We start from the raw sequence: 20,525 nt of genomic DNA on the forward strand, positions 1-20,525 counted from the left end.
CGTGGCGAATAACAACGAGCCGAAGATCACCGTCGCCGCCGAGAACCGCAAGGCGCGGTTCAACTACGCGATCGAGGACACCATCGAGGCCGGCATCGCGCTGACCGGCACCGAGGTGAAGTCGGTGCGCAGCGGCAAGTCGACGATCGCGGAATCCTATGCGGATTCGCGCGACGGCGAGATCTGGCTGATCAACGCCAACATTCCCGAATATCTGCAGGCCAACCGCTTCAACCACGAGCCGAAGCGGCCGCGCAAGCTGCTGCTGCATCGCAAGCAGATCAACAAGCTGATGGGCGCGGTCGACCGCGAGGGCATGACGCTCATCCCGCTCAAGCTCTATTTCAACGAGCGCGGCCGTGCCAAGCTGCTGCTCGCCATCGCCAAGGGCAAGAAGCTGCACGACAAGCGCGAGAGCGAGAAGAAGCGCGATTGGGGCCGCGAGAAGGGCCGGCTGCTGCGGGCGCGCGGGTAACGAGGCCTTAACTCGTCGCCCGCCCTCTGCTCGGCGGAACGCCCAGGCCAGGGAAGCAATCCGATGCCTCAGAAGAACCTGCTGAACGTTGATTGGAGCCTCATTCCGGCGCCGACCGATGATGGCGCAGCCGATCATCTCATCGGGATGACGCTTCCGCCGGTGAGCCTGCGCGCGACCGACGATACGCTGGTGACGCTGTCGGATCTCCCGGGCCGGACCGTGGTGTTCGCTTATCCGCGCACCGGCGAGCCCGGCAAGGTGTCTCTCGTCGAGGATTGGGACATGATCCCGGGCGCGCGCGGCTGCACGCCGCAGACCTGCAGCTTCCGCGACCTGTTCGGCGAACTCAGGGCCGCCGGTGCCGCTCACGTGTTCGGCCTGTCGACGCAGAGCAATGCCTATCAGACCGAAATGGCCTCGCGCCTGCATCTGCCGTTTCCGGTGCTGTCCGACGAGAAGCTCGAGCTGACGCAGGCGCTGCGGCTGCCGACGATGGAGATCGCCGGATTGACCCTGATCAAGCGGCTGGCGCTGATCATCGACGAGGCACGCATCACCCAGGTGTTCTATCCGGTGTTCCCGCCGGACCGGAACGCGGGCGATGTGCTGGCGTGGCTGAAGGACAATCGCGTCGTGGCCTGAGATGCGGTGCGCATGAATGCGCCCTCTCCCCTTGCGGGAGAGGGCATGTAGGACAGCGCGGCAAGCTCGGTTGGGTGAGGGGCATCTCTCCACAAGCATCGGTCGCGGAAAGATACCCCTCACCCAACCGCGTGCGCAGATGGGCCGGAGATGCCCTCTCCCGCAAGGGGAGAGGGCGCATTCATGGCCACCGGTTTTTTCGCCAGAGCGCCGCGGTGAATTCAACGGTCGCGGCGAAGCGCGACCTAATCCAGCTCCGCCTTCACGCGCGCGAACACCGCGTGGAACATCTCGGTGGTGAGCACGCCGGTGTTCGTGTTGTAGCGCGAGCAGTGATAGCTGTCGTACAGCCTGATGCCGCCGGCCTGATGCACGGCGCCATGGGCGAACGGGGCGGCGACGGCGCGCAGGCCGAGCAGCTTCAGCATCGTGTCATGCGAGATGCGGCCGAGCGCGACGATGCTGCGCAGGCGGGGCATCGCGGCGATGCTGGCGCCGAGGAAGCTGCGGCACTGGTTGATCTCGGCCGGCAGCGGCTTGTTCTGCGGCGGCACGCAACGCACCGCATTGCTGATGCGGCAGTCGACCAGGGTCAACCCGTCGTCCGGGCGCGCCTCGAAGCGCCCCTTGGCAAAGCCGTAATGCAGCAGCGTCCCATAGAGCAACTCGCCGGCGTAATCGCCGGTGAAGGGGCGGCCGGTGCGATTGGCGCCCTGCAGTCCCGGCGCCAGGCCGACGATCAGGAGGCGCGCGTTCTGATCCCCGAATGACGGAACGGGCGCGTTGAACCATGATGGTTCGCGCGCCCGCTGCGTGTTGCGGAAATCAACCAGACGAGGACACAGCGGACAGTCGCGATCGGGATCGGTCGGATGCGCTGCTGAGGGAGGTGAGGCCGAATCGGTCTTCCGGGCGCCGCGCGCGACCGTTCTAGTCCTCGAAGTCGTCATCGGGCGACGTGGACGTGGTGGTGGGCGTGGGAGTCCGAGCGGCCGGCGCGGTCGAGCGCTGCAGGAATTGCGGCGAATGGTGCCGCGGCTCGCGCGGGGCAGGGCGTTCGGACGGATCGCGGCCGAGCTTCGACTGCAGCTCGACCAGGTCGGTGAAGACGTCGGCCTGGCGGCGCAGCTCATCGGCGATCATCGGCGGCTGGCTCGAGATCGTCGAGATCACGGTGACGCGAACGCCGCGGCGCTGCATCGCTTCGACCAGCGAGCGGAAGTCGCCGTCGCCGGAGAACAGCACCATCTGGTCGATGTGCTCGGCGAGCTCCATGGCGTCGACGGCGAGCTCGATATCCATGTTGCCCTTGACCTTGCGGCGGCCGCTGGCGTCGATGAATTCCTTGGTCGCCTTGGTGACGACGGTGTAGCCGTTGTAGTCGAGCCAGTCGATCAGGGGGCGAATCGACGAGTACTCCTGATCCTCGATGATCGCCGTGTAGTAGAACGCACGCAGCAGCGTGCCGCGGCTCTGAAATTCCTTGAGCAGGCGCTTGTAGTCGATGTCGAAGCCGAGAGTCTTGGCTGTCGCGTATAGGTTGGCGCCGTCAATGAAGAGCGCAATTTTGTTGGTCGAAGATGACATTCAGTGTCTCGCGTTAAGTTAGCTTCTGTTTCTTGGCGCGACTCGAGGCCGGTCGCGCATTCCATTTCAAGATACTGCCAAGGATACAGCCAAGGCTTGCGCGGTTGATCTGGTGTGACGATACCGCAAATAGGAGTGATCGGGGCAACAAAGGCGCACTTGTGACGACGTAATGAAGCGTTTTCTTGTCCAAGGCCCGAATTCTGCGGATCCTTTGGGCATCGCCAGCCAAGGTTGCCGACCCGGTACTCCTTGCCCCTTACCAAGGCCTGACACCAGTTTGGCCTTGCGAAAGCCGGTCAGTCTCTATAACTAGCCGAGCATAATCAGCATATTAAGCACACAAAGGACCGGAGCGACAATGGCGCGCGTCACTGTGGAAGATTGTATCGATAAGGTCGACAACCGGTTCGACCTGGTCCTCCTGGCCGCGCATCGCGCGCGCATGATCTCGTCGGGATCACAACTTACAATTGACAGAGATAATGACAAGAATCCCGTTGTGGCACTCCGGGAGATTGCGGATTCGACCATCTCTCCCGAGGACCTGAAGGAAGAACTGGTGCATTCGCTGCAGAAGTTCGTCGAGGTCGACGAGCCGGAGCCGGACACGGTGCCGCTGATCGGCTCGGCCGGTGCCAGCGTCGATGCCGACGACACCGAGGTCGCGGTCGAGCGCATGACCGAGGAAGAACTGCTGAAGGGCCTCGAGGGCCTCGCTCCGCCGGAGGAGCAGCCGGAAGAGGACGAGTGATCGTATCACCGTCCGCTTCGTCCCGGATTAACTTGTGAGAATGTGAAGGCCCGGACACCGTCCGGGCCTTTGCATTTGAGCGCCGTTTCGTGATTACCATAGCGTTGCGGCGGTCGCCTGCGGCCGGTGGATTCGGTCCCAAAGATAAAGGTTTAGTCATTTTCCATGGTGGTTCCGGGCCACACTCCTCAGCAGATGCAGGCAGCGGCCGATCAGGCCGCGGTGGCGCCTCCGCCGCCGGCTGAACGGCCGCGCCCGCAGAAGCCGCGCTCGCGCATGATGCGCCAGTATGACCTCGTCGAGCGGGTCCGCTCCTACAATCCGGATACTAACGAGGACCTCCTCAACCGCGCGTATGTGTACGCGATGAAGGCGCACGGCTCGCAGACCCGCGCCTCCGGCGATCCGTATTTCACCCATCCGCTCGAGGTCGCGGCCATTTTGACCGACCTGAAGCTGGATGATGCGACCATCGTCGCGGCGCTGCTGCACGACACGATCGAGGACACCGAGGCGACTCGCGCCGAGATCGACCGCTTCTTCGGGCCGGAGATCGGTGCGCTCGTCGAGGGGCTCACCAAGCTGAAGCGCCTCGAGCTCGTCTCGCGCGAGGCCAAGCAGGCGGAGAACCTGCGCAAGCTGTTGCTGGCGATTGCCGATGATGTCCGTGTGCTGCTGGTCAAGCTCGCCGATCGGTTGCATAACATGCGCACGCTCGAATTCGTGCCGGAGGCCTCGCGCCGCCGCATCGCCGAGGAGACGCTCGACATCTATGCGCCCCTTGCCGGGCGCATGGGCATGCAGGAGATGCGCGAGGAGCTCGAGGATCTCTCGTTCCGCACCCTTGATCCGCAGGCCTACAGCGTGGTCATGCAGCGGCTCGATGCGCTGGCGGATCGCAATCGCAACCTGATCGGCGAGATCGAGAGCCAGCTGGCGCGCAAGTTTCGCGATCACGGCCTGACGGCGCGCGTGTTCGGCCGCCGCAAGCGGCCGTTCTCGATCTGGACCAAGATGGAGCGCAAATCCATCGGCTTCGAGCAGCTATCCGATATCTTCGGCTTCCGGGTGATCATGCCCGATCTCGAATCCTGCTACCGGGCGCTCGGCATCGTGCATACGACCTGGCCGGTCGTGCCGGGTCGCTTCAAGGACTACATCTCGACGCCCAAGCAGAACGACTACCGCTCGATACACACAACTGTGATCGGCCCCGGCAAGCAGCGCGTCGAACTGCAGATCCGCACCGAGGACATGGACCAGATCGCCGAGCTCGGCATCGCCGCCCACGCCTTCTACAAGGACGACATCGGCTCGCCCACGGAGCTCTTGAAGCGCGAATCGAACGCATTCGCCTGGCTGCGTCACACCATCGGCATCCTCTCGGAGAGCGCCAATCCGGAGGAATTTCTCGAACACACCAAGCTCGAGCTGTTTCACGATCAGGTGTTCTGCTTCACGCCGAAGGGAAAGCTGATCGCGCTGCCCCGCCACGCAAATGTGATCGACTTCGCCTATGCCGTGCACACCGACGTCGGCAACAGCGCGGTGGGCTGCAAGATCAACGGCAAGTTCGCGGCGCTCTCCTCGGAGCTGCAGAACGGCGACGAGGTCGAGGTGCTGACCTCGGACGCGCAGTCGGCGCCGCCGTCGGCCTGGGAGACGCTCGCGATCACCGGCAAGGCGCGGGCCGCGATTCGCCGGGCCACCCGCACCGCCGTGCGCGATCAATATGCCGGGCTCGGCCGGCGCATCGTCGAACGTCTGTTCGAGCGCACCAAGCTCGAATATGCCGACGACAAGCTGAAGGGCGCGTTGCCGCGTCTGGCCCGCGCCTCGATCGAGGACGTGATGGCCGCGGTCGGCCGCGGCGAGATCAAGGCCTCCGACGTCGCTCGCGCGATGTATCCGGACTACAAGGAAGAGCGCGTCGTGCGCTACGGTGCGAAGAAGATGGCTGCGCCGGCGGGCGCGGCGAAGGCGGCAACGTCGCCGGCCGCCGAGCCGCACCGCGGCCCGTTCGCGATTCCGATCAGCGGTCTCAATTCCGGTCTGCCGGTGAAGTTCGCGCCCAATGGCGGTGCGGTGCCGGGCGACCGCATCGTCGGCATCGTCACGCCGGGCGAGGGGATCACGATCTACCCGATCCAGTCGCCGGCGCTGAAGGATTTCGAGGAGGAGCCGGAGCGCTGGCTCGACGTGCGCTGGGACGTCGACGAGACCACGCCGCAGCGCTTTCCCGCGCGCATCCGCGTCGAGAACGTCAACGAGCCCGGCAGCCTCGCCCAGGTCGCGACCGTCATCGCCGAGCATGACGGCAACATCGACAACATCAGCATGAGCCGGCGCTCGCCTGATTTCACCGAGCTGACGATCGATCTCGAGGTCTACGACCTCAAGCATCTCTCGGCGATCATCAACCAGCTGCGCGCCAAGACCATCGTGGCGCGGGTCGACCGGGTGAATGGCTAATCTGCGGGTTTGACGGCAGCGTTTCCCCCGGCGATGCGTTAAACCAGCAATCTCCGTTTCGAGAACTCTGCGAGCCCCGCCGATGTCCCATCCCCCGAAGCTGCGCCTCGGCGTCAATGTCGACCACATCGCCACCTTGCGGAATGCGAGGGGCGGCCGCTTGCCGGATCCGGTGCGGGCGGCGCTGTTGGCGATCGAGGCCGGCGCGGACGGCATCACCGCGCATCTGCGCGAGGATCGCCGGCACATCCGCGATGACGACATGGCCAGACTGAAGGCCGAGATCTCCAAGCCGCTGAACTTCGAGATGGCGGCCACCGAGGAGATGGTACGCATCGCGCTCGCGACGCGGCCGCATGCCTGCTGCCTGGTGCCGGAGCGGCGCGAGGAATTGACCACCGAAGGCGGCCTCGACGTCGTCGGTCAGCACAACGCGCTGGCGCCTGCGATCGCGAGGCTCAGCGAGGCCGGCATCCGGGTCTCGCTGTTCATCGCCGCCGATCCGGCGCAGATCGAGATGGCGGCGCGGCTGCGCGCGCCTGTCATCGAGATCCATACCGGCGGCTGGTGCGACGCCATCACCGACGGCCATCACGACAAGGCGGAAGCCGAGTGGCAGCGCATCGTGGCCGGCGCCCGGCAGGCCTATGCTGCCGGGCTCGAGGTCCATGCCGGCCACGGTCTCGATTATGCGACCGCCGAGCAGATCGCGACCTTGCCGGAAATTCGCGAGCTCAACATCGGCTACTTCATGATGGGCGAGGCGCTGTTCGTGGGCCTTGCCGAGACGGTGCGGAGCATGCGCGCGGCGATGGATCGGGGCCGCGCCCGGGCCGGCGTGTAGGAGCACGCCGGCATGATCATCGGCATCGGCTCCGACCTGATCGACATCCGCCGCGTCGGCGAGGTGATCGAGCGCCATGGCGAGCGCTTCCTGAACCGGATCTTCACTCCGGCCGAGCGCGCCAAGGCCGAGCGGCGCGCCAAGAACGAGAAGATGGTGATCGCCACCTACGCCAAGCGTTTCGCCGCCAAGGAGGCCTGCTCCAAGGCGCTGGGAACGGGCATCCGGCAGGGCGTCTGGTGGCGTGACATGGGGGTGGTCAATCTGCCGGGTGGCCGGCCCACGATGCAACTCACGGGAGGTGCCGCCGAAAGGCTGAAGGCGCTGGTCCCCGAGGGGCACGAGGCCCGGATCGACCTGTCGATCACCGACGACTGGCCGCTCGCTCAGGCCTTCGTCATCATCTCGGCGGTGCGAAGCGAGCCGGCCTGACCCCCGTTCGCCATCGGGCGCTAAAACAAAAAAACAATCAATTCCAGAGGGTTATGCAGTTTTGATGCGGCCCTTGATTGCGCCGCTCCGCGCAGTCGTCTAAAAGCCGAAAGCGAACGAGCCGGCATCACCGGGCGGATTCTGGGTCAAACCGGAGTTGGCCTTAACCACCAGAATCAGGACAGACTCCTTTAAACCGCGGAACAGTACGTTGTTCGCGGACGGAGGGGTGTTATGCAACGGCTGGCGAATCCTCGGACCATTCGCCAGAGACTTCGCCAAGGGACAGTGAAAGAGCGATGAGCGTGACCTCCGGAACCAAGACTGAGAGCGGCCTCGGTGAAACCGTTCGTGTCGTCGTTCATGCCCTCCTGATCGCGCTGGTGATCCGCACCTTCCTGTTCCAGCCCTTCAACATCCCCTCGGGCTCGATGAAGGCGACGCTGCTGGTCGGCGACTATCTGTTCGTCTCGAAATATTCGTACGGCTACAGCCATTTCTCGATCCCGCAGTCGCCCAACATCTTCTCGGGGCGCATCTTCGGCTCGGAGCCGCGGCGCGGCGACATCGTGGTGTTCCGGCTGCCGAAGGACACCGAGATCGACTACATCAAGCGCGTGATCGGCCTGCCGGGCGACCGCATCCAGATGCGTGACGGCCTGCTTTACATCAACGACACGCCGGTCCAGCGCGAACGGCTGTCCGACTTCGTCGGCGAGGACCCCTGCGGCACGGCCGACTCGATCGCCCGCGTGAAGCGCTGGAAGGAGACGCTGCCGAACGGCGTCAGCTACGAGAGCTTGGATTGCTTCGACCACGGGCCTTACGATAATACGGACGTGTACACCGTGCCGCCCGGCAACTTCTTCATGATGGGCGACAACCGGGACAACTCGACTGACAGCCGGGTGCAGACGGCGGTCGGCTACGTGCCGTTCGAAAACATCATCGGCCGCGCTCAGATGATCTTCTTCTCGATTCGAGAGAACGAGCATGCCTGGGCGTTTTGGCGCTGGCCGATGTCCATCCGTTGGGAACGTCTGTTCAAAATCGTGCGATGATCGACGACTCACACGATATCCGGACCACGCAGGCCGCCGCGGCGAGCCCGCAAGCCGGTGCGAGCGCCCTCGAAGCCGCGCCGAAGGCGGCGTCGCGCCCGAAGCCTGCCGAGGTGAAGGCGGAGTCCAAGCCCGAGATTAAGACCGAGACCAAGCCCGAAGCCAAAGCAGACGCCAAGCTCGAAGCCAAGATCGACATCAAGATCGAGGCGAAGCCGGACCCCAAGCCGAGCGGTGTCGACGCCAGCGGGACGGTCGTGGAGCAGGGACCGGAGATCGCCGCGCCCGACGCCGGCGCCGATTCCCATGAGAAGCCGGGCAAGGCCAAGGGCAGCCGTCGCACCAAGAGCGCCGGCAGCGGCGTCACGAAGAGCGCCAAGGCCGCTGAGAAGGCGGCCAATGCCGCCATCGAGGCCCGCATCGGCCATCGCTTTGCCGATCCGTCGCTGCTCAGCACCGCCTTCACCCATGTCTCGGCACTGAAATCCTCCAAGAAGCGCGGCGACAGCTATCAGCGCCTCGAATTCCTCGGCGACCACGTGCTCGGCCTGATCGTCTCCGACATGCTGTATCGGTCGTTTCCGAGTGCCGACGAGGGCGAATTGTCGAAGCGCCTGGCCGACCTCGTGCGCAAGGAGAGCTGCGCCGACGTCGCCAAGTCACTCGGCCTGCTCGACGACATCAAGCTCGGCGCGGTCGGCGCCGGTGCCGGCGCGCGGCTGCGCAAATCGGTGCTGGGCGATGTCTGCGAAGCGGTGATCGGCGCGATCTTCCTCGATGGCGGCTACACCGCCGCCGCAGGCTTCGTCGAGCGCAACTGGACCGAGCGCATGCACAAGCCGCGGCGTCCGCTGCGCGATCCCAAAACCGTGTTGCAGGAATGGGCGCAGGGCAAGGGCCTGCCGACGCCTGTCTATCGCGAGGTCGAGCGCACCGGTCCGCATCACGATCCGCAATTCCGCGTCGCAGTCGATCTGCCCGGCCTGGAGCCGGCCGAAGGTGTCGGCGGCTCCAAGCGCGCGGCAGAGAAGGTGGCAGCATCGGTCATGATCGAACGCGAAGGCGTCAGCGGCGGCAGCAATGACGGCTGAACAACAGGCCGGGCAGGCGGCCGCGACCCGCTGCGGTTTCGTCGCGCTGATCGGCGCGCCCAATGTCGGCAAGTCGACCCTCGTCAATGCGCTGGTCGGCTCCAAGGTCACCATCGTCTCGCGCAAGGTGCAGACGACGCGCGCCCTGATCCGCGGCATCGTGATCGAAGGCCAATCGCAGATCATCCTGGTCGACACGCCCGGCATCTTCTCGCCGAAGCGAAGGCTCGACCGCGCGATGGTCACGACCGCCTGGAGCGGCGCGCATGACGCCGATCTCGTCTGCGTGCTGCTCGACGCCAAGAAGGGCATCGACGACGAGGCGCAGGCGATCATCGACAAGGCGGCTTCGGTCGCTCACGAGAAGATCCTGGTCGTCAACAAGGTCGACCTGGTGCCGCGCGAAAAGCTGCTGGCGCTGGTCGCGGCCGCCAACGAGAAGCTGTCCTTCGCGCGCACCTTCATGATCTCGGCCATCTCCGGCGACGGCGTCGACGATCTCAGGCGTGCGCTGGCCGAGATGGTGCCGCCGGGCCCCTTCCACTATCCCGAAGACCAGATGTCCGACGCGCCGATGCGTCACCTCGCGGCCGAGATCACCCGCGAGAAGATCTACTCGCATCTGCATCAGGAGCTGCCGTACCAGTCCACGGTCGAGACCGATAGCTGGACCGAGCGCAAGGACGGTTCGATCCGGATCGAGCAGACGATTTTCGTGGAGCGCGACAGCCAGCGCAAGATCGTGCTCGGCAAGGGTGGCGCGACGATCAAGTCGATCGGCGCCCAGTCGCGCAAGGAAATCGCCGAGATCACCGGCGTTCCGGTGCACCTGTTCCTGTTCGTGAAGGTGCGTGAGAACTGGGGCGACGATCCCGACCGCTACCGGGAAATGGGGCTCGAGTTCCCCAGGGAATGACGATGAGCGTGCCGCGCAACGTGTTGTGGTTCGAAGTGCTGCTCTACATCTCCTTGATGCTGGATGCGCTGTCGGTTGCCGTCTCGGACCGCACGCCGACCTTCGAGATGACCGAATCCATGATCGCGCAGCAGACGATCTTCAGCGGGGTCATGATCCTGCTGCTGTTCTATTTCGTCTATCTGGCGGCGCAGCGGCGCAAGAACTGGCCGCGCTGGGTGCTGCTCGGCGCGCTGGTCCTGTCCGACATCGGGCTGATCGAGGTCATCAGCCAGAAGGGCATGACGCTCGACGCCGGCATCGAGGTCATCTCCTGCGCGCTGACCACGATCGGTCTGTACTACTCATTCACCGGCGACGCGCGCGGCTGGTTCGACGCGTGATGGTTGGCGGGTAGGCGCTTAGGGTGGGCGAAGCGCAGCGTGCCCACCGCGACATTCGCGTTGCTGCTGACGGTGGGCACGCTGCGCTTTGCCCACCCTACGTTCGGTTGCTGTTGCGCGAGCCATGGAGACCGTCTGCCGATGGAATGGACCGATGACGGCATCGTGCTCGGCATCCGGCGTCACGGCGAATCCTCCGCCGTGGTCGAGCTGCTGACGCGCGAGCATGGCCGGCATCTCGGCCTCGTCCGCGGGGCCAGTGGCAAGCGGATGCGGCCGGTGTTGCAGCCGGGCAATACGGTGCGTGCGATCTGGCGGGCGCGGCTCGACGAGCATCTCGGCATGTATGCGATTGACGGGCTGACGTTGCGCGCGGCCGATTTGATGTCGGCCTCGCATGGGGCTTACGGGGTCACGCATCTGGCGTCGCTGGCGCGGCTGTTGCCCGAACGCGATCCGCACGACGACATGTATTTCAGGCTCGAACATGCGCTCGATGATTTCGCCGACGCCGGCGTCGCCGCCGCCCATATCGTGCGCTTCGAGCTCGCAATCCTCACCGAACTCGGTTTCGGCCTTGATCTCGAATCCTGTGCCGCGACAGGCGAGACCACCGATCTGATCTATGTCTCGCCGAAATCCGGTGGCGCGGTGTCACGCGCCGCCGGTGCGCCCTGGGCCGACCGGCTGTTGCCGTTGCCGCAATTCCTGCGCGAGAGCGACGAGGACCATGGCTGGTCCGACCAGGATCTCCTCGACGGTTTCCGCCTGACCGGCCTGTTCCTGCTGCGCCACGTCCTGGAGCCGCGCGGGCAGAGCCACTCCGATGCGCGCGAGGGCTTCATCAACGCGATGACGCGCGCCCGGGCCCGCCTGGCACGTCCGGCCGAGTGAGCCGCCGCATCGCGGAAAGCACGCAGCACGCGTGATGTCTTTCACAGTCTCGTCTGGAGAGTGGTTGTAATCTGGAGCGCCGGGACAGACATCCCGGCCGGCGTCCACGCGCCGTGATCGCAACCGCCCACGGGCACACGGGGAGGCGACCATGCCTTTGAAGGACTATTCGCTTTTGAAGGGAAGGCCCATCGGCAACCGTCTCGCGACGGGGAGCAGCCCGCACTATCAGGTGCAGGTGTCAGCTGATGGCGAGCTTTATCGCATCGCGATCAACGTCCGTTCTCAGGACGGCAGCGAAGTCGAATTCCTGGTCCGCTCGCGTTTCGAGCACCCGATCGTCGACGGCCTGAAGGATTTTTCGGAAGGGCTGCATCCGCTGCCGAGCAAGCCCGGCGGCGTGGCGCTCGACTTCATCCGCGGCAACCTGATGCAGCCCTGGGAGCTGAAGCCGCTGCCGCTGTCGGCGGCCGGTCCGGACAACGATCTCAACGAGAAGATCGACTCTTACGTGCAGCGCGCGATGTCGGACGAGAATGCGTTCATCTACGCCTTCGGCATCGCATGGGGCCCGGAGGACAAGGCCGATCGTTATTTCGGTTTCAAGCCCGGCCGCGGCATCCATGACATCCACTTCAACCAGGGCAATCCGCCCGGCAAATTCGCCGGGGACAACGGGCCATGGCAGGATGGCGGGCTGATCTTCGAGTTTCCCGATCAGCAGCAATGGGTCGCGATCTTCCTGAAATTCCAGACCCAGGCCTGGCATTCCGACGATGCCAGCGGCGGGGTCATTCTGCCTGTTGATCCCGATCATCCGGAAGCGCCGCATACGCCGCCCGACCGCGACCACATTCCGCCGCTCGACGTGCCCGACGGGCTGGTGCGCATCATCGCGGCCTATGTCAACGATGTGCGCACGCCGGAGCACGAGACGGTGACGCTGCTCAACACCGCCGATGTCGATATCGATCTCGACGGCTGGCAGATCAAGGACAAGCAGAAGAACGCGATGCGGCTGACCGGCACGATCGCGCGGGGCGCGACCATGGTGGTTCCGATCGTCGCGCCGGTGGCCCTGTCCAACAAGGGCGGCATCATCACGCTGTTGAACGCGGCGGGCGTCAAGGTACACGGCGTGTCCTATACGCGAGAGCAAGCCGCCCAGCCGGGCCGCACCATTCCGTTCCAGTCCTGAGCCGCGTCTCGCCACCCGTGTCCTGCTGACAGGACACGGGTCGGCGCACTGGCGCCCAGGCTGGCCGGCGTGTACTCCTCTGATGCAGTTCGCCGATCCGCGAGGGAGCTCAGTGCGGCTTCCAGCGCGGCGCCGATGCCGGGGAGAGCGGAATGGGACTTCTGGTCGACGGCCAATGGCATGACGTCTGGTACGACACGGCAGCGTCCGGCGGCCGCTTCATCCGCAAGGACTCGGCATTCCGCAGCTTCGTGACATCGGATGGCAGTCCAGGGCCGACCGGCAGCGGCGGCTTCAAGGCGGAGGCCGGGCGCTATCATCTCTATGTCAGCCTCGCCTGTCCCTGGGCCCACCGCACCCTGATCATGCGCGCGCTGAAGGGGCTCGAAGGGATGATCTCGGTATCCGTCGTGCACTGGCTGATGCGGGAGCAGGGATGGACCTTTGCCGGGGGGCCGGGCGTCGTCGCCGATGAGATCAATCATGCCGAGGTCCTGCACCAGGTCTACACTGCGGCCGATCCGCATCATTCCGGCCGCGTCACCGTGCCGGTGCTGTGGGACAAGGCGCAGCGGACAATCGTGAACAATGAGTCCTCCGAGATCATCCGGATGCTGAATTCGGCCTTCGACGGTGTCGGAGCCAGGCCCGGCGACTACTATCCGGAAGCCTTGCGCGCCGAGATCGACGCGGTCAATGCGCGCATCTACGACACGCTCAACAACGGCGTCTACAAATGCGGCTTCGCCACCACGCAAGCCGCCTATGAGGAGGCGATCGCGCCGCTGTTCGCGACGCTGGATTGGCTCGAGGAGCGGCTGGCGACGCGCCGATTCCTGCTTGGTGACGCCATGACCGAGGCCGATATCCGGCTGTTCACGACGCTGATCCGCTTCGATGCCGTCTATGTCGGCCACTTCAAGTGCAACATCCGCCGCATCGCCGATTATCCGTATCTCGCGGCCTACACGCGTGACCTCTATCAGTGGCCCGGGATCGCCGCGACGGTGAATTTCCAGCACATCAAGGGGCACTACTACGAGAGCCACCTCACCATCAACCCGACTGGCATCGTCCCGGTCGGTCCGCTGCTGGACTTTGCCGCGCCGCATGGTCGTGAACGCCTGGCGAAGTCCTGACTGCGCCATGGCAGCGGAGCGCAACCTCGACGCGTTGCTGCGCAGGATGAGTCCCGAGTTGCAGGACGGGGTCTTCGTGTTTTGCAGCCTCGCTCCCGCCGACGAGCCTCCCCTCGCGCTGACGCCGCTGATGCTGTTTCGCGAGCGTGAAGGCATCACGCTGATCGTCCGGCGTGAAGAGGCCGAGCAGGCCGGGCTGATCCATCAGTTCGCCGCCCGCCTGATCACGCTCTCGGTGCATTCCGCGCTCGACGCGGTCGGCTTCCTCGCTGCCGTGACCACGGCGCTGGCGGCCGCCGGCATCAGCGTCAATGCGGTCTCGGCCTTTCACCACGATCATTTGTTCGTACCGGAAGGGCAGGGAGAGCAGGCGATCCGGCTTTTGCGGGAGATGTCTCGCGGTGCGGGCGGCGACTGACCGCGCAACGCCGGCGATGGAGTCAGGTCTTCCCTCTAAAGCGCGATGAGCTCAGGCATGATCTTTTCGGAGAACCGCTGCGCACTTCTCCGGATCATGCTTTCGTGTGATGACGCGACGGGTTGCGCCGGGCTGCGCTCGGCTTCTTGCGCGGGGCAGGCCCTGATCGGCGCGCGTTGCGCGCATTGCGAGGAGCGGGCGGCCGGCGTGGTCCGGTCAGCGTTCGCGCAGCCTGCGCGCGCACCAGATCCATCAGCATCATCGCCGCGGGCGACAGGGTCCGCCCCTTCAGGCGCAGAATCCCGAACTGCGCCAGCAGCAGGTCTGACGCGCGGGGCTCTCTCAGTTCGGCGATGTTGAGCCGGACCAACTGGCCGGAGGCGAGCTCCTGGGTGAGAACCGCATCTCCAGCGACGAGAATGACGTCCGAGCGTAGCGCCATCTGCACCAGCAGGCCGGCATTCTCGGATTCCAGCGCGACGTCGAAGCCGCGCCCCGCCGGCGAAGCGATCAGCTCATCCAGCCGGCGGCTGAATTCCGGCGGCAGCGCGACGGAAGCGAAGTGCTGGCCGGCGAGATCGCGGGCCGAGAGTTCTCGCCGGCCGGCCAAGGGATGGCTTGGCCGGCAGTAGAAATGTCCGGGCAGGCTTCCGAGCGGCTCGATCTCCAGGCTGTCATCGGCGCGGATCTCGGTGGTGTGCGCCAGGAAGAAATCGAGCTTGCCTTGTTGCAGCACGTCCATGAGGGCGCGCCAATTGTCCTGCACCACCGTGATGCGCACCGACGGATGGTCCGAATACAGCTGCGCGATCGGGTCCGGCAGCAGCGTCAGGCCGGTGAACGCGCCGACGCCCACCGCCACCTGGCCGGCGTCTCCCGAGCGCAGCAGCCGCATCTCGCGGTCGAGATCGTCGGCGCCCGACAGCAGCGCGCGCGCCCGTGCCACCAGCCGCTCGCCGACCGCGGTGATCTCGACCGAGCGCGAGCTGCGGTCGAACAGCCGCATCCCCGCGCCGTCCTCCAGGGTCTGCAAGCTGCGGCTCAGCGCGGACTGCGTGACGTGCGCGCGCTTGGCGGCCCGGGCGAAATGCCGCTCCTCCGCCAGGTAGACCAGCTGCTGCAACTGCCGCAGGGTGGGCGTGTGCATCGATGATCCCAGCTCATTGATCCCGCCATAACAATTCATTGGATTTCTGAGCCGGTCAATCCCACAATGGCAGAAACAAATTGCGGGGAACGCCGGAGCGAAGCCGATCAGCCCGCTCTCGAGACAAGGCGTCGCCCTATAAGAGGCTTTTCATGCCCAATGGCGCACAAGCTCTGATACGGACCCTCGTCAATTCCGGCATTCGGGTCTGCTTCACCAATCCCGGCACCTCTGAGATGCATTTCGTCGCGGCGCTGGATTCGGTGCCGGAGATGCGCGCGGTGCTGTGCCTGTTCGAAGGCGTCGCGACAGGGGCGGCGGATGGCTACGCCCGCATGACCGGCATGCCCGCGGCGACGCTGCTGCATCTCGGCTGCGGCCTCGGCAACGGCCTCGCCAACCTGCACAATGCGCGCAAAGGCAAGGTTCCGGTCGTCAACATCGTCGGCGATCACGCCACCTATCACGTTCCCTATGACGCGCAGCTGCAGTCCGACATCGAGACCGTCGCGCGCAACGTCTCGCCGAATTTCGTCTGGACCTCGCAGGTCACCTCCGAGCTCTGCCGCGACGCCGTGGCGGCGGTGAAGGCGGCGTGCTCCTGGCCGGGCCAGGTCGCGACCTTGATCCTGCCCGCGGACGTGTCCTGGGGCGAAGGCGGCGTTCCCGAGCCGGCGCCGGTGGTCGAGCCGCCCGCGGTCGCCGACGATGCGACCGTGCAGGCGGTCGCCGACGCGATCAAAGCGGGCGGCCGCAGCGCCATCCTGCTCGGTGGAACGGCGCTGCATGAAGAGTCGCTGCTGCCTGCCGCGCGCATTGCCGCGACCTGCGGCGTGCAGGTGTTCGCCGAGACGTTTCCAACCCGCATGCAGCGCGGCGCCGGGCTGCCGCAGGTGGAGCGCATCGCCTATCTCGCCGAGATGGCGCAGCTCCAGCTCAAGGAGATCGACACGCTGATCCTGGTCGACGCCAAGGCCCCGGTGTCATTCTTCGCCTATCCCGGCAAGCGGAGCTACCTGCCGCATGACGGCTGCAAGGTGCTGACCTTGTCGACGCCCGCGCAATGCGCACCGGGCAGTCTGGTCAAGCTTGCGGCCATGCTGGACGCCGACAGCGCCACGCCGGTGTTGTCAAAACCCTCCCGGCCTGGACGCCCGCGCGGCAAGAAGCTCACCGCGGAGAAGGTCTGCAAGGCCGTCGGTCATCTGCTGCCGGAGAACGCCATCATCGTCGACGAGGCGATCAGCTCGGGCCTGATGCTGCCGAAGTTCACCGCCGGCTCGCCGCGGCATGACCTGATCACCTTGACCGGCGGAGCCATCGGGCAGGGGCTGCCGAATGCAATCGGCGCCGCGATCGCCTGTCCGGACCGGCCCGTCATTGCGCTGATCGGCGACGGCAGCTCGATGTACACGATCCAGTCGCTGTGGACGATCGCACGCGAGCGGCTCAACGTCACCGCCATCATCTTCAACAACGCGTCCTATTCGGTCCTGAATGTCGAACTGGAGCGCGTCGGCGCCGAGGAGATCGGGCCGAAGGCGAAGGCCCAGCTCGACCTGCATGGTCCGGTGCTGAAGCTCGCGCAGATCGCCGACGGCATGGGCGTGCGCGCGACCCGCGTCAGCACGCCGGACGAATTCACCTGCGCGCTGAAGGGCGCGCTGGAACGGCCGGGGCCGCATCTGATCGAGGCGATGGTGCCGCCGGCGCTGAGCGGCCTCAAGCTGAAGCTGCTGCCGCATCTCCTGGGGTCGCTCGATCGCATGCCGCTGCCGATGGCGCGCATGCTCAAGCGCAAGCTGGCGCCCTGAGATGAGCGCGATGCTGCAATCCGATGTCGTCATCGCCGGCGGCGGCCTCGCCGGCATCGTCACCGCGCTCGAGGCGCTGCGCGCCGGCAAGTCGGTCGTGATCGTCGATCGCGACACGCCGGAACGCTTCGGCGGCTTGGCGCTGTGGGCGTTCGGCGGCATGGCGCTGGTCGGCACGCCGTTGCAGGCGCGCATGAGAATTCCGGATACACCGGAGATCGCGCTGCGCGACTGGATCAGGTTCGGTGAGCTCGACGCAAGCGAGCACTGGCCGCTGCAATGGGCGCGCTACTACGTCGAGCATTCGCGCAGCGAGGTCTACGACTGGCTCTCGTCGCATGGCGTGACCTTCATGCCCGCGGTGAACTGGGTCGAGCGCGGCCTCGATGGCGACGGCAATGCTCTGCCGCGCTATCACATCGTCTGGGGTACCTCGCAGCGGCTCACGCGGGTGATGATCGGCGCGATGCGCGCGGCTGACAGCGGCGGCCGGCTGACGGTGCTGCACCGTCATCGCGTCGTCAGCCTGGATCGCGCAGGCGGCGCCGTGTCGGGCGTGGTGGCCGTCAATGAGGAGACCAGCGCCGATGTCCGTATCGCCGCGCCGCTGACGGTGCTCGCGATGGGCGGCATCAATGGCAGCCACGCGGAAGCCCGCGCGAACTGGGTGAAGGGACGGCCGCTCCCCGCATCCATGCTCAACGGCGCGCATCCGTTCGCCGACGGCAAGCTGCATCATCATGCGGCCGAGACGCTCGGGGCCGAGATCACCCACGCGGGCGAGATGTGGAACTACGCCGCGGGTATCCCGCATCCATTTCCGCATTTCGAGGGCCATGGCTTGTCGCTGGTGCCGTGCAAATCAGCGCTGTGGCTCAACCATCGCGGCGAGCGCATCGGGCCGCAGCCGCTGGTCACAGGGTTCGACACCCACGATCTCTGCCAGCGCGTCGCCGCGCAGGAGAAGCCGTATACGTGGCATCTTCTGAACTGGCGCATCGCTGCCAAGGAGTTTGCCATCTCCGGCGCCGAGCACAACCCCCGCATCCGCGAGCGGCAGATGCCGATGTTCCTCAAGGAGACGCTGCTCGGCAATCATCGCCTGGTGAGGCAGATGCAGCGCGAGAGCCGGCATTTCCTCGTCGAGGAGACGCTGGCCGGCCTCGCGGCAAAAATGAACGCGCTCACAGGCACTGACGACGTCAAGCCCGAGGTGCTGCAAGCGACGGCCGATGCCTTCGATGCCAACTTCGCAAACGGAGACAAGCTCCACAATGATGATCAGATCCGCCGCATCCTGCACGCGCGGCAGTGGGGACCGGACAAGCTCCGCACCTGCAAACCGGCGCCGCTGCAGATGAGCGGGGCAGGGCCTTACATCGCCATCCACATGCAGCTCATCACCCGCAAGAGCCTCGGCGGTCTCAAGACCGATCTGCAGAGCCGGGTGCTGGATGCCGCGGGCACGCCGATCAGCGGCCTCTACGCCGTCGGCGAAGCCGCCGGCTTCGGCGGCGGCGGCGCCTCCGGCAAGCGCTCGCTGGAAGGCACGTTCCTGCCAGGCTGCATCCTGACCGCACGGGCGGCGGTAAAAGCGATGTGATCTCCAAGGCAGCGAAAGCGACGGGACATTCGCGGAACCGCTGCAAATTTTCCCGCGCGCGGCTGTCGATCCGCTCCCCGCGCGTTCGTCTTCAAGGCATCAGCCATGGAGACCCCCTGATGAAGATCTACTGGATCAAGGCCCAGGCCCCGCGCCGCGTGCTGGCGCTGGTCAAGCATCTCGGCGTGCCCGCCGAGTTCATCGACATCACGCGTGGCCTGAAGACCCCTGAGTTCGCCGCGCTCAATCCCAACATGAAGGCGCCGGTGCTGGTCGACGGCGACACCGTGCTGTGGGAGTCCACCGCGATCATGGCGCATCTGTGCATCCGTGAGAGCTGCGATATGTGGCCGGCGCGCGATCCGCGGGAGCAGGTCGAGGTGCTGCGCTGGCTGGCCTGGACCGACAGCCATTGGAACCCGGCCGTCGCACCGTTCTATTTCGAGCACATCGTGCGCAAGAACTTCAGCCTCGGGACGCCGAACCGCGCCGCGCTGGTCGACAAGGTCCCGCCGCTGAAGACCTACGCGTCCGTGCTCGATGCCCATCTGCGCTCGCACAGCCACATCGCGTGCGATCGACTGACGATCGCAGACTTCGCGGCCGCTTCGATGGCCACCGACTGGCGGGAGGCGGAGATGCCGCTAGAGTCGTTTCCGAACATCGTGCGCTGGCTCGACGGCCTGATGCGGCTACCGGCCTGGGCCGAGCCGTGGCCGGAGCAGCAGTCGGCCGCCGCGTAGAGCATGATCCGGAAAAAGTGGAAACCGGTTTTCCGAAAAGATCATGCTCAAACAAAGAGATAAGATTATGATGCGCTTCCGTAGAAGCGCATCATAATCTGGGCTTTACGGCTGCACCGTGCCGTGGCCGAGCTGCTTGGAGATCTCGGCCGCGCAGGCGCGCAGCCGGTTGGCGAGCGGCGATTGCCAGCCGGCATCGAAGGTGCCGGCGGGTCCCATCGCGGTGATGACCAGCGCGACATGGCCTGCGTGATCGAACACGGGTGCTGCGAAGGCATTGACGCCGGGCAGGGGATCGCCGACGGCGCGGGCCAGGCCCTGCGCGCGCACCTCGGCCAGCATCTCCGTGACCTTGGGACTCTTCGGCGCGCGCTTCGGATTGTAGCCGACGCCGAGACGATCGAGCCCGGCGTCGAGCGCGGCCTTGATTGTCTTCGGCGGCAGGAACGCGGCGAAGGCGCGCCCCGTCGCGGTCTCCAGGATCGCCATGATCGAGCCGACGCGCATCACGATGTGCACGGCATGGCTCGGCTCCTCCAGCCGCACCACCGTCGGGCCATTGGTGCCCCACACCGCGAGCGACACCGCGTGGTCGATCGCGCCGGCGAGCGCCGCGATCTTCGGCGTCGCGATCCGCACAGCCGACAGCCGCCGCAGGCTGATCAGGCCGAGCTCGAGCGCCAGCGGGCCGATCTCGTAGCGGCCGGTGGTCGCGTCCTGCTCGATCAGGCCGATGCGCGAGAAGCTGACGAGATAGGGATGCGCCTTGGCCGGCGGCAGCCCGGCCTCGCGCGCGAGGTCGCGCAGCATCATCGGCTCGCCGCTGCGCGCCAGGGCCTGCAGCAACGCGCCGCCGACCTCGATCGACTGGATGCCGCGGCTCTCTCGTCCCATGCCGTGATGTGTCCC

Annotated in this window: 21 protein-coding genes; 17 read left to right on the plus strand and 4 right to left on the minus strand. The window is 65.9% G+C overall.

Annotated features, from left to right (window positions below; genetic code table 11):
* Position 1: 1 nt before the first annotated feature.
* Positions 2–475 (plus strand): SsrA-binding protein SmpB, encoded by a 474-nt coding sequence (smpB, locus tag NLR35_RS05935; RefSeq protein ID WP_006612724.1) that lies wholly within the window; start codon positions 2–4, stop codon positions 473–475.
* Positions 476–538: 63 nt separating this feature from the next.
* The gene (locus NLR35_RS05940) at positions 539–1,120 is read left to right on the plus strand and encodes a peroxiredoxin (RefSeq protein WP_257165614.1); all 582 of its coding nucleotides are present in this window, start codon (positions 539–541) and stop codon (positions 1,118–1,120) included.
* 245 nt (positions 1,121–1,365) lie between these two features.
* Here NLR35_RS05940 and NLR35_RS05945 read toward each other — a convergent pair whose 3' ends face one another.
* Together NLR35_RS05945 and NLR35_RS05950 are read right to left on the minus strand one after the other, a co-directional pair.
* Positions 1,366–2,070, minus strand: a complete 705-nt coding sequence (locus tag NLR35_RS05945; protein ID WP_257165615.1) for a uracil-DNA glycosylase — start codon at positions 2,068–2,070, stop codon at positions 1,366–1,368.
* Positions 2,051–2,707 (minus strand): NYN domain-containing protein, encoded by a 657-nt coding sequence (locus NLR35_RS05950; RefSeq protein WP_257165616.1) that lies wholly within the window; start codon positions 2,705–2,707, stop codon positions 2,051–2,053. Before NLR35_RS05950 ends, NLR35_RS05945 begins: the two co-directional genes overlap by 20 nt.
* A 361-nt stretch (positions 2,708–3,068) precedes the next feature.
* Between NLR35_RS05950 and rpoZ the strand changes: the two genes are divergently transcribed.
* The 12 genes from rpoZ to NLR35_RS06010 all read left to right on the plus strand — a co-directional run bounded on the left by rpoZ (position 3,069) and on the right by NLR35_RS06010 (position 14,309).
* Positions 3,069–3,461 (plus strand): DNA-directed RNA polymerase subunit omega, encoded by a 393-nt coding sequence (rpoZ, locus tag NLR35_RS05955; RefSeq protein WP_006612728.1) that lies wholly within the window; start codon positions 3,069–3,071, stop codon positions 3,459–3,461.
* A 165-nt stretch (positions 3,462–3,626) separates the two neighbouring features.
* A complete protein-coding gene (locus tag NLR35_RS05960; RefSeq protein WP_257165617.1) occupies positions 3,627–5,933 on the plus strand; it encodes a bifunctional (p)ppGpp synthetase/guanosine-3',5'-bis(diphosphate) 3'-pyrophosphohydrolase in 2,307 nt (768 codons plus the stop codon).
* 82 nt (positions 5,934–6,015) lie between these two features.
* Entirely contained in the window at positions 6,016–6,777 is a 762-nt protein-coding gene (locus NLR35_RS05965) for a pyridoxine 5'-phosphate synthase (protein WP_006612730.1), read from the plus strand.
* A gap of 12 nt (positions 6,778–6,789) precedes the next feature.
* The gene (acpS, locus tag NLR35_RS05970) at positions 6,790–7,209 is read left to right on the plus strand and encodes a holo-ACP synthase (RefSeq protein WP_257165618.1); all 420 of its coding nucleotides are present in this window, start codon (positions 6,790–6,792) and stop codon (positions 7,207–7,209) included.
* Positions 7,210–7,508: 299 nt separating this feature from the next.
* Positions 7,509–8,270 carry a signal peptidase I gene (gene lepB / locus NLR35_RS05975; protein WP_257165619.1) on the plus strand — a complete coding sequence of 254 codons (762 nt, stop codon included), beginning with the start codon at positions 7,509–7,511 and terminating at the stop codon, positions 8,268–8,270.
* The gene (gene rnc / locus NLR35_RS05980) at positions 8,267–9,361 is read left to right on the plus strand and encodes a ribonuclease III (protein ID WP_257165620.1); all 1,095 of its coding nucleotides are present in this window, start codon (positions 8,267–8,269) and stop codon (positions 9,359–9,361) included. The genes lepB and rnc overlap by 4 nt, the downstream gene beginning before the upstream one ends.
* The gene (gene era, locus NLR35_RS05985) at positions 9,351–10,277 is read left to right on the plus strand and encodes a GTPase Era (RefSeq protein WP_257165621.1); all 927 of its coding nucleotides are present in this window, start codon (positions 9,351–9,353) and stop codon (positions 10,275–10,277) included. The genes rnc and era overlap by 11 nt, the downstream gene beginning before the upstream one ends.
* A 2-nt stretch (positions 10,278–10,279) precedes the next feature.
* The gene (locus tag NLR35_RS05990) at positions 10,280–10,660 is read left to right on the plus strand and encodes a hypothetical protein (RefSeq protein ID WP_257165622.1); all 381 of its coding nucleotides are present in this window, start codon (positions 10,280–10,282) and stop codon (positions 10,658–10,660) included.
* Positions 10,661–10,801: 141 nt separating this feature from the next.
* A complete protein-coding gene (recO, locus tag NLR35_RS05995; protein WP_257165623.1) occupies positions 10,802–11,554 on the plus strand; it encodes a DNA repair protein RecO in 753 nt (250 codons plus the stop codon).
* A gap of 151 nt (positions 11,555–11,705) precedes the next feature.
* Positions 11,706–12,752, plus strand: coding sequence for a DUF2278 family protein (locus NLR35_RS06000; RefSeq protein WP_257165624.1), 1,047 nt, complete (start codon positions 11,706–11,708; stop codon positions 12,750–12,752).
* A 152-nt stretch (positions 12,753–12,904) separates the two neighbouring features.
* A complete protein-coding gene (locus tag NLR35_RS06005) occupies positions 12,905–13,891 on the plus strand; it encodes a glutathione S-transferase family protein (RefSeq protein ID WP_257165625.1) in 987 nt (328 codons plus the stop codon).
* Positions 13,892–13,898: 7 nt separating this feature from the next.
* Positions 13,899–14,309, plus strand: coding sequence for an ACT domain-containing protein (locus NLR35_RS06010; RefSeq protein WP_257165784.1), 411 nt, complete (start codon positions 13,899–13,901; stop codon positions 14,307–14,309).
* 94 nt (positions 14,310–14,403) lie between these two features.
* Here the strand turns inward: NLR35_RS06010 and NLR35_RS06015 are convergent, their stop codons facing one another.
* Positions 14,404–15,456, minus strand: a complete 1,053-nt coding sequence (locus NLR35_RS06015) for a LysR family transcriptional regulator (protein ID WP_257165626.1) — start codon at positions 15,454–15,456, stop codon at positions 14,404–14,406.
* A gap of 152 nt (positions 15,457–15,608) precedes the next feature.
* On the opposite strand from NLR35_RS06015, the gene NLR35_RS06020 reads away from it, so the two are divergent.
* From NLR35_RS06020 to NLR35_RS06030, 3 genes are all read left to right on the plus strand, one after another.
* Positions 15,609–17,270 (plus strand): acetolactate synthase large subunit, encoded by a 1,662-nt coding sequence (locus NLR35_RS06020; RefSeq protein WP_257165627.1) that lies wholly within the window; start codon positions 15,609–15,611, stop codon positions 17,268–17,270.
* Between the two features lies 1 nt (position 17,271).
* Positions 17,272–18,873, plus strand: coding sequence for an FAD-binding protein (locus NLR35_RS06025; RefSeq protein WP_257165628.1), 1,602 nt, complete (start codon positions 17,272–17,274; stop codon positions 18,871–18,873).
* 119 nt (positions 18,874–18,992) lie between these two features.
* Positions 18,993–19,616, plus strand: coding sequence for a glutathione S-transferase family protein (locus tag NLR35_RS06030; protein ID WP_257165629.1), 624 nt, complete (start codon positions 18,993–18,995; stop codon positions 19,614–19,616).
* A 105-nt stretch (positions 19,617–19,721) separates the two neighbouring features.
* Here the strand turns inward: NLR35_RS06030 and NLR35_RS06035 are convergent, their stop codons facing one another.
* On the minus strand, positions 19,722–20,510 hold the full coding sequence (locus NLR35_RS06035; protein WP_257165630.1) for an IclR family transcriptional regulator: 789 nt from the start codon (positions 20,508–20,510) through the stop codon (positions 19,722–19,724).
* Positions 20,511–20,525: the final 15 nt, after the last annotated feature.

It is taken from the genome of Bradyrhizobium sp. SRS-191 (assembly GCF_024586915.1).
Taxonomy (GTDB): Bacteria; Pseudomonadota; Alphaproteobacteria; order Rhizobiales; family Xanthobacteraceae; genus Bradyrhizobium.

Bases quoted from the DNA above. Each gene is read 5' to 3' on its own strand.
- NLR35_RS05965 (WP_006612730.1), top strand. From the start codon at position 6,016: ATGTCCCATCCCCCGAAGCTGCGCCTCGGCGTCAATGTCGACCACATC.
- NLR35_RS05990 (WP_257165622.1), top strand. From the start codon at position 10,280: ATGAGCGTGCCGCGCAACGTGTTGTGGTTCGAAGTGCTGCTCTACATC.
- NLR35_RS06035 (WP_257165630.1), bottom strand. From the start codon at position 20,510: ATGGGACGAGAGAGCCGCGGCATCCAGTCGATCGAGGTCGGCGGCGCG.
- rnc (WP_257165620.1), top strand. From the start codon at position 8,267: ATGATCGACGACTCACACGATATCCGGACCACGCAGGCCGCCGCGGCG.
- NLR35_RS06005 (WP_257165625.1), top strand. From the start codon at position 12,905: ATGGGACTTCTGGTCGACGGCCAATGGCATGACGTCTGGTACGACACG.
- NLR35_RS06025 (WP_257165628.1), top strand. From the start codon at position 17,272: ATGAGCGCGATGCTGCAATCCGATGTCGTCATCGCCGGCGGCGGCCTC.
- NLR35_RS06000 (WP_257165624.1), top strand. From the start codon at position 11,706: ATGCCTTTGAAGGACTATTCGCTTTTGAAGGGAAGGCCCATCGGCAAC.
- NLR35_RS05940 (WP_257165614.1), top strand. From the start codon at position 539: ATGCCTCAGAAGAACCTGCTGAACGTTGATTGGAGCCTCATTCCGGCG.
- NLR35_RS06020 (WP_257165627.1), top strand. From the start codon at position 15,609: ATGCCCAATGGCGCACAAGCTCTGATACGGACCCTCGTCAATTCCGGC.
- lepB (WP_257165619.1), top strand. From the start codon at position 7,509: ATGAGCGTGACCTCCGGAACCAAGACTGAGAGCGGCCTCGGTGAAACC.
- rpoZ (WP_006612728.1), top strand. From the start codon at position 3,069: ATGGCGCGCGTCACTGTGGAAGATTGTATCGATAAGGTCGACAACCGG.
- NLR35_RS06030 (WP_257165629.1), top strand. From the start codon at position 18,993: ATGAAGATCTACTGGATCAAGGCCCAGGCCCCGCGCCGCGTGCTGGCG.
- NLR35_RS05960 (WP_257165617.1), top strand. From the start codon at position 3,627: ATGGTGGTTCCGGGCCACACTCCTCAGCAGATGCAGGCAGCGGCCGAT.
- era (WP_257165621.1), top strand. From the start codon at position 9,351: ATGACGGCTGAACAACAGGCCGGGCAGGCGGCCGCGACCCGCTGCGGT.
- NLR35_RS05950 (WP_257165616.1), bottom strand. From the start codon at position 2,707: ATGTCATCTTCGACCAACAAAATTGCGCTCTTCATTGACGGCGCCAAC.
- NLR35_RS05945 (WP_257165615.1), bottom strand. From the start codon at position 2,070: ATGACGACTTCGAGGACTAGAACGGTCGCGCGCGGCGCCCGGAAGACC.
- recO (WP_257165623.1), top strand. From the start codon at position 10,802: ATGGAATGGACCGATGACGGCATCGTGCTCGGCATCCGGCGTCACGGC.
- NLR35_RS06010 (WP_257165784.1), top strand. From the start codon at position 13,899: ATGGCAGCGGAGCGCAACCTCGACGCGTTGCTGCGCAGGATGAGTCCC.
- acpS (WP_257165618.1), top strand. From the start codon at position 6,790: ATGATCATCGGCATCGGCTCCGACCTGATCGACATCCGCCGCGTCGGC.
- NLR35_RS06015 (WP_257165626.1), bottom strand. From the start codon at position 15,456: ATGCACACGCCCACCCTGCGGCAGTTGCAGCAGCTGGTCTACCTGGCG.